Raw genomic sequence first — 11,121 nt, 5'->3', positions numbered from 1 at the left:
GGCAAGCCGCGGCGGCGGAAGACGATATCGACGACGACGATATCGACAGCTGGATGTAAGCAGGTCCCCGGGGAGCTTCCGTCAGCGGAGCGGCTCCGGGGATTTTTTTTGCCCATCGGAATGATTTCCTTAGGGACTGGATTCCCGGATTTCTTCCTGTTGGTTCCGCAATCCGCGGATGGATGAGGCACAACGAAGGCCTTTGTTGGTAATTCAGACATGAATAGGCAATATTGCGCCATAATAAAAGCGTACCCGTAATTTTCTTTTGCAGTTGCAGCGGTTAAGTTGTAAACTATCGGTAGAAGTTCCGTGCCGACCGCCTGGCCGACAACGATAAGGTAGTCTTTGACTCACTCGACGTTTTCTCGGTGCCCAGGCTGGAAGCGGCCGTTTTTTTGCGTAAGCATGAAGATTTGATGGTCTGGACTGATATGTGAATTTTGGTACAAACTCAGTCCGGCCACAACGGCATGATTCCGCATTGAGGCTGCTCCCATTCGCTGTGCGCATGATGACAACGTCCCCGCCCTCGGCCGCGACCCTGCGGAAGTTGACAGCAGCGGACGCAAGAAATCGCGGACAACCGAGGGACGGAACCGCATTTCCAGAGCAAAGGAGGAAGTAATTCCATGTCCGAAAACCAACCAACTCAAGCGGTGGCGACTCAAGAGCCATCCGCGGCGGTACAGCAGCGCGATATTCTCGACCAGCTCATGAAGCCGGAAGTTCAGGAGTCCCTTACGGTACTTGTGGATAATCTTCCGAAGCTGGCCGAAATCGTCACGCTCATGACCAAATCCTACGATGTAGCCAAGTCGCTCGCGACGGACAAAGTGCTTATCAACGACTTCGGAGGCGGTCTCGGCGAGATGGTGAAGCCGATCGTCGACAAGACCAAGACCGTCGCCCAAGCGGCTATCGAAGCCGGCGACCAAGTCAGCCACGAGTCTTCCAGCGTAGGCCTCTTCGGCCTGCTGCGCATGCTGAAGGACCCGAACGTCCAGCGCACGCTGCGTTTCACGCAGGCATTCCTGGACAATCTCGGCGAAAAGCAGAAGAACCAAAACTAACCCGCGCACTCCCCGCGGGGAGGCTGCATAGAACGTGAACGGAGGATGAACATGGCGAAGCATATTCTTATCCTGGGCGGCGGCTACGGCGGCCTGCTGGCCGCTACGACGGCACGCACGCACTTTACGCCGCAGGAAGCCCAGATTACCGTTGTCAACCGGATCAACGCGCACCAAATCATCACCGAGCTGCACCGTCTTGCCGTCGGCAACCTGTCCGAAGGCAATGTGGCGCTTCCGCTGGACAAGCTGCTGCGCGGCAAAGACATCGACCTGAAAATCGGCGAAGTCGCTGAAATCAAGCCGGACGAAAAGCAAGTGAAGCTGTCTACCGGCACGACTCTGTCCTACGATGCGCTTGTTGTCGCACTGGGCAGCGAGACGGCATTCTTCGGCATTCCAGGCCTGCAGGAGCACAGCTTCACGCTGAAATCCGTTGCAGACGCGAACAAGCTGAAAGCCCATGTCGAAGCATCCGTGGCGAAGTACAAGCAGTCCGGCAACAAAGCCGACCTGACCTTCGTCGTCGGCGGCGGCGGTCTGACGGGCATCGAGCTTGTGGGCGAATTCGCCGACATGCTGCCCGGCCTCGTGAAAAAACACGGCATCAGCTATGACGAAGTTTCCCTGTACTGCGTCGAGGCTGCTCCTACGATCCTGCCTGGCTTCCCGGCCGAGCTGGTCGAGCGCGCGACGACTTCCCTCGAGAAGCGCGGCGTCGTGTTCAAAACCGGCCTGCCGATTACGGAAATGAAAGGCACGACCGTATCCTTGAAGGACGGCAGCACGATCGAATCGAGCACGGTCATCTGGACGGGCGGCGTGCAAGGCACGGCTGTCGTGGCCAACTCCGGCATCGAAGTCAACCGCGGCCGCGCCACGGTTACGGAAGGCCTGCAGTCCACCTCGCATCCGGATGTATTCATCGCCGGAGACAGCGCTGTAGTCATGGGTCCGGAAGGACGCCCGTTCCCTCCTACGGCTCAGCTGGCTTGGCAGATGGGCGAGCTCATCGGCGCCAACATCTACGCTTACTTCAACGGCCACCAGCTGGACTCGTTCTCCCCGGTCTTCTCCGGTACGCTCGGTTCGCTCGGCCGCAAGGATGCGATCGGCACAATCGGCGGCAACCAGACCCGCCTCAAAGGCTTGCCGGCAACGCTGATGAAGGAAGCTTCCAACATCCGCTACCTGTCGCACATCAACGGCCTGTTCTCCCTGGCTTACTAATTCGTCCTCATCCGGGACCGACCCGGATGCGACCGCATGGAAGAACCGCATGGATACATTCCATGCGGTTTTTTTATTCCCTGAATGATCGATGCCGATATTATGCTCATCTTCATTTGAGGAGGAAACGAGGATGAACAGATCAAAAGGGATCTTTACAGGAGTGGGCATTATCCTTTCCTTTTTATTAGGCATAGCGAATTTTTTAGCCTTGGCTAACATGGCTTTTAACACAGGGGGAGGGATGCTGGATGATGGAAACCCTCTTGAGGCGCTGCTTTTTCTTATCCTGGCGTTGATCGCCGATGCCGCTTTTCTCTTTATCGTGTATCTGTACGGCCGAGAAGGGTTTGGATGGACGATTGCAGCCCTGATCGCAGGAGTCATACTCGGCTTGCCGATCATGAGTTCGTTGGCCCTCTAGCCACTCTAGCTACAGCCGCTGTACCGACTTGGATTTTATCTCCGTTTAACCTGGGCTCATGGCGGGTAAGGAGGACTATACCCGCTACAACAGGAAAAGGAGCGATAACCATGGCAGAAGGACTTAGCGACAAAGTGAAGGGCGCAGTCAACAAGGTGAAAGGCGAAGCCAAGGACCAATGGGGCAACGCTACCGACAACCACAAGCTTCAAGCGGAAGGTAAGCTGGATAAAGCCAAGGGCGAAGTCCAGGAAAAGGTCGGAGAGTTCAAAGACCGGCATTGAAGATGAAGCGAGCAAAGACTCTTGTCTCCTAACGGGGCAGGGGTCTTTTTTTTTGCATGAAGACAACCTTTCCTGCCTGTAATCTGCCGTTAGGCTTGGAATCGGGCATGGGGCCGAGGTGGAATTGCAGGACGGCTCGAGAGGTGCTTCCGGGTTTCTTGAATGATACTAGAGAGCCAGCCAATGAGGGACCGTCGCCTGGGAGATCCGGAGGAGGAGCGGGCGCTCCGTCCGCAGGAGGAGGCGCAGTTCCATCCCGCGCCGCTGGGAGGCGCAGCCGCCGGGTTCTATAATGAGGTCAACAGTCAACTAAATAATGGAATCGAAAGGATGACCGACCTTGAAGGAATTGATTCGCAATGGGGTGTTCATGCGCCTGTTTCTCGCTACGGTCTGCTCTCAGCTGGCCTCTACGATCGGAGCGATGGCGTTCGCCTTTTATATGCTCGATCGTTTTTCCTCCCAGCCTGCTTATGCTTCCATCGCTGAAATGCTCTACTCCGCGCCGACCGTATTCGTTTTTCTGTTTATCGGAGTGCTCGCAGACCGCTTTGACCGCAAGAAGATCGCAGAGAATACCGGATGGATCCGCACCGGGTTGTCGCTCTGCATGCTGGGGGCTTTGGCTGCGGGGGTCTGGCTGCCGGTCATCTTTCTGATCCTATTCGTTCGGGCTGGGGTGACCAAGTTCTACGCCCCTGCCGAAACAGCGATGATCCAAGGCATCCTGAAGGAAGATCAGTACGTGAAGGCCTCGGGACTGAACCAATCCGTATTCGGCGTGTTCATGCTTTTCGGAACGGGAATAGGAGCCTTTGTGTACCATACCGTCGGGATTAAGGGTGCGGTAATCATCGATACGGTCGGATTCCTGCTGACAGCTCTCCTTATCCGCTCGCTGAAGCTGCCTGTCGAGGTGACGCTGCCGAACGGCAAGCAGCCGCTCTCCTCGCTCAATATGAGATCGGTATGGGGTGACTTCAGCGTCGGCTTCCGGTATATTTTCAGCCGCAAGCTTCTGATTGCGCTGATATCCGGATTTGCTTTGTTCGGATTGATCAACGGCTCCTTCGCAATCCTGCCCATGCTGACGATGAAATACCATCTGGCCCCGGACAACTACCAGCTGTACGCCTCGCTGTTCTCCGTCTTTCTCGGCATCGGCTTCCTGGCCGGGAGCGCGCTGGGCTCCATGCTGATCGATAAATTCAAAATGCATCAAGTGCTCATCGCATGCGTTCTTGTATCCGGTCTGATCGCCTTGGTTCTGGGCTTTGTAGCTTCTCCCTGGATATACCTGATTCTAATACTAGTGATGGGAATCATCCTTGCCCCGCTGAACATCGTCATCGGCGGCTGGCTGCCCAAGCTCGTGGAGCCTTCCAAGATGGGGCGCGTGAGCGCCTGGATCGATCCTATCATGATGGCCGGACAGACGCTGATGCTCGGTCTCATCGCTTGGCTGTATCCCTCCCGCTTCACGCTGCTGGGGCTGTATCTGTTCATAGCCGTGCTGCTGCTGCTGACCTTCGTCATCTATATCTTCACGCTTCCCCGCTTTGTCCGCGAAGAAGAGGGAGCTGCCCGCATCGACAGGAAGGGAACGGCCGTTGATACTGGACTCTAATCTTCGGGAGGGAGAGACGATTCAGCGGTTAAAGGGCAAATGGCAGTCTGGAAGGCTCTTGGATCCGTTCGTTGGAATACGATTTGAAGGATAATGTTCGGAAATACTAGAGTCTCTCCCTCTTTTTATCCGCATTATTTGCCAATAAAACCTAAATGACCTTGTTTCCCCGTTCAATACCATCATCATCCGTTCTTTTGTGCGGTTTTTGTAGAATGATGGCATTAAGCTTCAACGATCAATGACTATGTGTATCGAGCGATTTGCTGAGAAACGCCGCCGGGTTGCAACGAACGCCCCCTTATAGGCTTCTGTTTTATCTGATTTCTCAATGCCTTTGCTTTCGCTTTTGCTGGATTGGTTTTCGTTGAGAGGGTCCCGTTCATTTGAACGGGTTTTTTTCGATTCCTGATGTTCATAAAGGGGAATGAATTATCTAAATTGAGTATGGCTAAATGAAGAAAATGATTGTGGATTCCATTAGATTCGGATTAATCGGTATTATGAAATTGCATGTAATGAACCTAGTCTATGGAACGGTTACTCTGGCATAGACTCCTTGGATTGTTTGCTTCCAGGGGATGTTAAGCAAGGGTTGCTGCCGCCTGAGCCGCCAAAGCGATGGGTTTGTGGTTGGAACGGATAGAGTGTGGGAATGGATGGAATCACGGGGAATGGCTGGATTGGCCCGGGTGGTTTGAATGGTCGCAGCTACGGTTGCTGCTCACGGTTGCTGCTCACGATTGCAGGTCACGGTCGCAGGTACCGGTTGCAGGTCATGGTCGTTGCACGTCTTCGTTGCAACGGTTGCAGGTCATGGCCGGCCGCGCATCACAGTCGTTGTTCATTGGTCGTTGGTCATCGGTCGCTGACAATTGGCGACTGGTCACAAGCTGCTCAAATTGGGCGGACATTGTGTAGCCGACGCTCTCCCGCGGTGCGGATATTACCTCGCTGAGTTCCCTTGGGCTCTTATCTGGCCAGAAATACAATTGTTCGGGAGGGAGGCGCGATCAAGCAAAGGGAGTCCCGATGGAAGCAAATTGGGGTAGGTGAATCCGATTGAAGAGATGCTTTCAAATTAAAATTGTTCGTGATTAATCGATCCTCTCCCTCTTTTTAATCGAATATAGAGCCAATAAAGCCCAATTGGTTGATTTTTGCCGTTCATTGCAATCGATTTTTGTCTTTTCATGCGGTTTTTGTTGAATATCCTCTAATTTCAGCTGCCCTTATCGATTGCGGAATTAACGGCATTCAGATTGGCGTCTTCCTACTTGACTGGAACGATGCGCTGATGGGTTTCACGGTAAGGGTCATTCTTTATAATCGGAAATAGAATCGGATAAATTCAGATGAATCGGAAAGTTTAATTCATGCAAATCGAAACCCTTCCCGCATGACGGGAAGGGTTGGTTTTGTTTCGGGAGCATTGAATTTTTTGAAGGGGCTAGGGGGCGACTAGCACAGGAATGCGCGACTGATGATGACCAGCAGGATGAAGAGAACCAGAATGGCGCCGATGCTCGAGTAACCCCAGCCGCCGTAGCCTGCGCCTACGCCTCCAACTGCTCCGCCAACTCCATAAGACATGTGCAAATCCCCCTTTAGTGTTATAAGTTAATTTATGATTGTTGCTATCGTGATGTTCGGGCGGGAGGTACAATTGTGCAAGAGCCCAGCTGCACCTTCCTCATGCTATGCTAATAGAGGAAAGCCCGGCTGATGATAACCAGCAGAATGAAGAGAACAAGGATGGCTCCGGTGTTCGTCCACACACCACCGTATCCGACTCCTCCGCAGCCTGCTCCTACTCCGCCAACGCCGTATGACATTTGTCAAATCCCCTTTCGCTTGAGATAACACATCATACGCGGGGGCGGACCGTGATGTTTGGGCAGGAAGGTCAATCGAGGAGAAATGGGCATGCAGCCGAAAGGAGCCTTCGGCCGCTTTCATCCGAGCAGGGGAAAGCGCCGGATCGCGAGCGATCCGGCGCCAGCCGAGAAGTCGGTTAGACGAAGAAAATGCTGCTGATGATGACCAGCAGAATGAAGAGAACCAGAATGATTCCGGTGCTGCTGACACCGCCGCGAGCGGCTTCGACTTTTGTTTCTGCGCCTTCTACATATTCAGACATATCAAAACTCCTTTGTTGTGGAATGATACAATGTATGAGCTGCGGCAGCATGCCGATTGGACGGGAAGGACAAATGTGCGCTTGGCTACGTCGCGGTCGAAGCGCCTTCAAGCCGAATCGGATCGGCATGAAAAAGCCTCCTGAAGGCTGTCTTCAGGAGGCTTTTGGTTTTTACCCTCGAACTAGTACAGGAACGCGCGGCTGATGATTACGAGCAGAATGAAGAGAACCAGAATGGCGCCTGTGCTGGAATAGCCAAAGCCGCCGCGAGCGGCTTCGACTTTTGTTTCTGCGCCTTCAACGTTTTCGGACATTTCAACTCTCCTTTTCAATGGAATGATGCATCGTATGATTTTTCCTTGCATGCCGATTGGATGGGGAGGACAAATGTGCGCTCGGCCATTTTCATCGTTATCGGCCTCCGAAGGAAAGCTAAAACCTCCTGAAGGAAATCCTTCAGGAGGTCTCTGGTCCAAATCAATTATACGTGAAACCTGCCCAGTCCTAGACTAGTACAGGAATGCGCGGCTGATGATAACCAGCAGGATGAAGAGAACCAGAATGGCGCCCGTGCTCGAGTAACCCCAGCCGCCGCCGTAGCCGCAGCCTGCGCCTACGCCGCCAACCGCTCCGCCAACTCCGTAAGACATGTGTCAAATCCCCTTTCTTGTGGTATGCCACATCATACGGCGAGCGCACCCGTGATGTTTGGGCGGGAGGTACAAATGTGCATATGCTGATTTTAGGGTGGTGCCCATGCGGTCCAGGCCTTGTCTGGGCATATTGGAATTGATCCTCGCATAGAAATGTAGTCCTTTCAGGGGCGAGGAGGAACATCGCATGACTATTTTCCGGGAAATAATCGGCGGCGGCTTTGAGCAGGTCGCTTTTTGCCATGATGCGGAGAGCGGTCTGAGAGCGATTGTCGCCATTCATAACACGGCAGCGGGACCTTCGCTTGGCGGATGCCGGTATATGACATACGCGGATGAGGAAGTCGCCCTGCAGGATGCGATGCGTCTCGCGCGGGGAATGACGTATAAAAACGCGGCCTACAACCTCCCTTACGGGGGAGGAAAGGCTGTCGTCTGGAGGGATCCCGCAGCTAGGATGGAGGAATGCGGACCGGAAGCGACACGGGCGCAGCGGAGGGCAGGGAGAAGCGGAACGGGGGAGCTGCGGGGCGAAGAGTACGGGAGGCGGCGGCTGTTCCAGTCACTGGGACGGTTCATTGAAGGCTTGGGCGGCCGTTATATAACCGGACTTGATCTAGGCACCTGCATCCAGGACATGGACGCGATTCAAACTCAGACTTCCTATGTAACGGATACATCGGGAAGCATCATGGCGCAGGATGATTTTACGGCCGAGATGACGGCATACGGCGTGTATCAGGGGATGAAGGCTGCCGTAGGTTATCGTCTTGGGCTGCCGTCGCTTTACGATCTCAAGGTGCTCGTTCAGGGACTTGGCAAAGTAGGCTTCCGGCTGTGCCGGTATTTATACGAGGATGGGGCCAGGCTGATCGTCTCCGACCTCAATGACTCCGCTGTTTTGGAGGCGGTGAGATACTACGGTGCAAGGCGGGTGAAGCCGGAGAACGTCTATAAGACGAAATGCGATGTATTCGCGCCTTGCGCCCTGGGCGGCATACTGAATGATGTGACCATCCCCCGGCTGCGCTGTTCGATTGTCGCCGGAGCAGCCAACAATCAGCTGTCCATGGAACGTCACGGGGAATTGATCGAGGAGAAGGGAATCCTCTATGTCCCGGATTACATCCTGAATGCCGGCGGAATCATCATCACCGCTGGAGAGCTGCAGGGATTGGGACGAGAGGAGCTTCAGGAAAGCGTGCAGGCCGTGGCTGAAACGGCAAAGGAGGTTTTCCATCTGGCGGAAAAATTCGGCATTCCTCCTTCCAAGGCGGCAAAACGGCTGGCGGAACAAAATCTGGAACGGTTGAAAAAACGATGAGCAGTAAAAAAGCCGGCTCGGACCGGAGATCCGGCAAGTCGGCTTTTGACGGGCAAGACCGTCTAGTATTTGTATTTCTTGATCAGGAGCTGGCTTTCGACGCCAGCGATGCCGGGCAGATTGTACAAGCGCTCCTGGAGAAAAGCTTCCATCTCCTGCATCGTGGCGAATACGGCGTGCATATGCAGTTTGCTCGGCCCGGTCATATGGTGAAGCGCGGTGACGGCAGGCTCGTCCGACAGCCGACGCGCTACTTCGCTGAGACGATGAGGTTCGACTTCAACATGAAAAAAGGCCGATACGTTCATGCCGATCTTCTCGGGATTGACCAAGACCGTGAATCTTTCCAGGGTGCCGTTCTCGATCAAGGCATTGACTCGTGCTTGGACGCCGACCCTGGAGATGCCTACTTCCTTGCTGATATCCGTATAAGACATCCGCGAGTTGAGGCGGAGCAGCTCGGTAATTCGGCGGTCCAGAGCATCCAGCTTGGTAGAGGGAATCGTATAGGAAGGCGGCCTGGGAGGTTGGGCGGACATTTCAATCGTCTCCTTTGGCAGGCTGATCATCGCTGGAACGGAAGTGCCTGGCATTTTTGCTAAAATCACTATATCGGGTTCGGATCGCCATTACAAGACATAAATCCATTATATGGAATTTTGAGAGCGGCATTAACGGAGCCGCCTGCGGGTTGCCATCGTCGGCAAGAGCGGCCTTTTCGTTGTCCGTCAGGCTTCTGCCGGGCCTTCCGAAGGCAAGTCCGCATACAATGCAGCAAGCGGATGGACCTTGAAGGAGGATGTGATTGGACATGATTCATGTGACGGAAGAAAAAGATTTCTTGATCCGGCTCAACGGGCTCATCGGCGGAGCGCAGACCCTTCTGGATGTAGGAAGCGGCCCCGGACCGCTCCTGACGTCCCTTCATGCCCGGCAAATAGTCGCGCTCGACGTCCATAAGCCGTACGTGGACTATATAGCGGCCCACTATCCGTCCGTTGTGCCTCTACACGCCGATGCGCTTGAGATCGGAAGGCTCTTTGTCCCAGGCTCCTTTACGGCTGTTACACTGGTGGATGTGCTTGAGCATCTGGAAAAATCGGCGGGATACGAGCTTCTGAGGCAGGCGGAAATCATCGCGCGCGAGCGGGTCATCCTGTTCACGCCGCGGGGTTTTTTCCCACAGGAAGCTTTCGACCATTACGGGCTCAACGGCGAAAAGTATCAAATGCATCGCAGCGGATGGGAGCCGGAGGAGCTTGCGGCTCTCGGATACGAGGTTACGGTCATGAAGGGGTTTCATGATGCTTCCAACCCGGCATTTGTGAACGCATACGGCAGAGATCACGAGCCGGTCGATGCGCTGATGGCCGTCAAGCGGATGGCATAAGCAGACCAGGCGGTATAGAGAGGAGAAGGCCCGCGAGCGGGTCTTTTTTTTGCTCGAAAATGGCTTCGGAATCCAATCGGGAGAATTGGACGCCGGTTTCCGACATAGCCTTCTAATAATCAAGGGGGTTAATGGCATGCCTGATCAACCGAGAAGAAGAAGACACGTATCCAAGCGGCCTCACTCCCAAAAGGATTGCGAGATGCCTGTCCGAAAGAAGCATCATTGCGTGATTCCGGTCACGCCGGCGGAAGCGGATCAATGGGAAGCCCTGCTGGAATGGCTTGATCTGGCATTGTCGGAATGGCCAAGAGGCGTTGCGGACGAGTCGCTCAGAGAGGTGTTGGGCCAGCTGCTGCTTCTCATCAACTCGATGCGGATTCCCTTGCAGGAAAAAGGGGTGCTGCAGGCGGCTCTGGAGCTGGCGATCGGTCAGTATGAAAATCGGAGCGAAAGCGATGCGCTGCTGATTGTCACTCTCCAAGCAATGGTGACCGAGCTGCTCGGCGCGGTTCTCGTCTTTTGCGTATCCCCGCGCGTCAAGGATGGATGGGTCGGCCTGCTTCGCGAGGCTGGACGGCTGCTGGCTCTGGCGGGGAGGTCGCTGGGCGCAAGAGGAGCTGCCGGCGCAACGGGCCCGACCGGACCTGCCGGTCCGGCAGGAGTTCCCGGGGCCATAGGCCCGGCTGGAGCTGTGGGGCCAGCCGGCGCCCCCGGCTTGCCGGGAGCGGCCGGGGCAACCGGGACGCCGGGTCCCCCGGGCGATCCTGGAGAGACCGGGCCGAGCGGCGCGACAGGAACGGCAGGGTCGGAAGGAGCGACCGGCGCAACGGGAGCGACCGGTCCGGCTGGACCTGCGGGAGGGCCGACGGGGCTTACAGGAGCGACGGGGGCGACCGGAACCGATGGCAGTACGGGGACGACAGGCCCGACCGGGGCGACCGGGACGACGGGAGCGGGAGCGACAGGAGCGACC

Annotated in this window: 14 protein-coding genes; 8 read left to right on the top strand and 6 right to left on the bottom strand. The window is 55.3% G+C overall.

Annotation, left to right across the window (positions count from 1 at the left end):
* Positions 1 to 632 precede the first annotated feature (632 nt).
* From PHU01S_RS24975 to PHU01S_RS24955, 5 genes are all read left to right on the top strand, one after another.
* Positions 633 to 1,073 (top strand): DUF1641 domain-containing protein, encoded by a 441-nt coding sequence (locus PHU01S_RS24975; protein ID WP_048747568.1) that lies wholly within the window; start codon positions 633 to 635, stop codon positions 1,071 to 1,073.
* A gap of 51 nt (positions 1,074 to 1,124) precedes the next feature.
* Positions 1,125 to 2,303, top strand: coding sequence for an NAD(P)/FAD-dependent oxidoreductase (locus tag PHU01S_RS24970; RefSeq protein WP_048747571.1), 1,179 nt, complete (start codon positions 1,125 to 1,127; stop codon positions 2,301 to 2,303).
* Between the two features lie 133 nt (positions 2,304 to 2,436).
* Positions 2,437 to 2,727, top strand: coding sequence for a hypothetical protein (locus PHU01S_RS24965; RefSeq protein WP_127510418.1), 291 nt, complete (start codon positions 2,437 to 2,439; stop codon positions 2,725 to 2,727).
* Between the two features lie 110 nt (positions 2,728 to 2,837).
* Complete coding sequence (locus PHU01S_RS24960; RefSeq protein WP_083436505.1) at positions 2,838 to 3,011, top strand: CsbD family protein; 174 nt, start codon at positions 2,838 to 2,840, stop codon at positions 3,009 to 3,011.
* A gap of 340 nt (positions 3,012 to 3,351) precedes the next feature.
* Positions 3,352 to 4,638: an MFS transporter gene (locus PHU01S_RS24955; RefSeq protein WP_127510416.1), complete on the top strand. Its 1,287-nt coding sequence runs from the start codon at positions 3,352 to 3,354 to the stop codon at positions 4,636 to 4,638.
* A gap of 1,461 nt (positions 4,639 to 6,099) precedes the next feature.
* Here the strand turns inward: PHU01S_RS24955 and PHU01S_RS24950 are convergent.
* From PHU01S_RS24950 to PHU01S_RS26050, 5 genes are all read right to left on the bottom strand, one after another.
* Positions 6,100 to 6,231 carry a hypothetical protein gene (locus PHU01S_RS24950; protein ID WP_021881005.1) on the bottom strand — a complete coding sequence of 44 codons (132 nt, stop codon included), beginning with the start codon at positions 6,229 to 6,231 and terminating at the stop codon, positions 6,100 to 6,102.
* Positions 6,232 to 6,341: 110 nt separating this feature from the next.
* Positions 6,342 to 6,473 carry a YjcZ family sporulation protein gene (locus PHU01S_RS26505; RefSeq protein ID WP_217900070.1) on the bottom strand — a complete coding sequence of 44 codons (132 nt, stop codon included), beginning with the start codon at positions 6,471 to 6,473 and terminating at the stop codon, positions 6,342 to 6,344.
* A gap of 179 nt (positions 6,474 to 6,652) precedes the next feature.
* The gene (locus PHU01S_RS24945; RefSeq protein WP_021881004.1) at positions 6,653 to 6,778 is read right to left on the bottom strand and encodes a sporulation protein YjcZ; all 126 of its coding nucleotides are present in this window, start codon (positions 6,776 to 6,778) and stop codon (positions 6,653 to 6,655) included.
* Between the two features lie 182 nt (positions 6,779 to 6,960).
* Positions 6,961 to 7,092, bottom strand: a complete 132-nt coding sequence (locus PHU01S_RS26500) for a hypothetical protein (RefSeq protein WP_021881003.1) — start codon at positions 7,090 to 7,092, stop codon at positions 6,961 to 6,963.
* Positions 7,093 to 7,287: 195 nt separating this feature from the next.
* Positions 7,288 to 7,428 (bottom strand): hypothetical protein, encoded by a 141-nt coding sequence (locus PHU01S_RS26050; protein WP_021881002.1) that lies wholly within the window; start codon positions 7,426 to 7,428, stop codon positions 7,288 to 7,290.
* Between the two features lie 190 nt (positions 7,429 to 7,618).
* On the opposite strand from PHU01S_RS26050, the gene PHU01S_RS24940 reads away from it, so the two are divergent.
* Positions 7,619 to 8,755, top strand: a complete 1,137-nt coding sequence (locus tag PHU01S_RS24940; RefSeq protein WP_049868462.1) for a Leu/Phe/Val dehydrogenase — start codon at positions 7,619 to 7,621, stop codon at positions 8,753 to 8,755.
* A 62-nt stretch (positions 8,756 to 8,817) separates the two neighbouring features.
* On the opposite strand, the gene PHU01S_RS24935 is transcribed toward PHU01S_RS24940, so the two are convergent.
* Positions 8,818 to 9,294: an Lrp/AsnC family transcriptional regulator gene (locus tag PHU01S_RS24935; protein ID WP_048747574.1), complete on the bottom strand. Its 477-nt coding sequence runs from the start codon at positions 9,292 to 9,294 to the stop codon at positions 8,818 to 8,820.
* 272 nt (positions 9,295 to 9,566) lie between these two features.
* On the opposite strand from PHU01S_RS24935, the gene PHU01S_RS24930 reads away from it, so the two are divergent.
* Positions 9,567 to 10,145 carry a class I SAM-dependent methyltransferase gene (locus PHU01S_RS24930; protein ID WP_048747576.1) on the top strand — a complete coding sequence of 193 codons (579 nt, stop codon included), beginning with the start codon at positions 9,567 to 9,569 and terminating at the stop codon, positions 10,143 to 10,145.
* A 229-nt stretch (positions 10,146 to 10,374) separates the two neighbouring features.
* Positions 10,375 to 11,121, top strand: a 747-nt coding sequence (locus tag PHU01S_RS24925; protein ID WP_218032504.1) for a collagen-like protein, incomplete at its 3' end; no start/stop codon positions are given.

It is taken from the genome of Paenibacillus humicus NBRC 102415, from assembly GCF_004000905.1.
Taxonomy (GTDB): Bacteria; Bacillota; Bacilli; order Paenibacillales; family Paenibacillaceae; genus Paenibacillus_O; species Paenibacillus_O humicus.
This window is presented reverse-complemented; position numbering and strand designations above follow the sequence as displayed.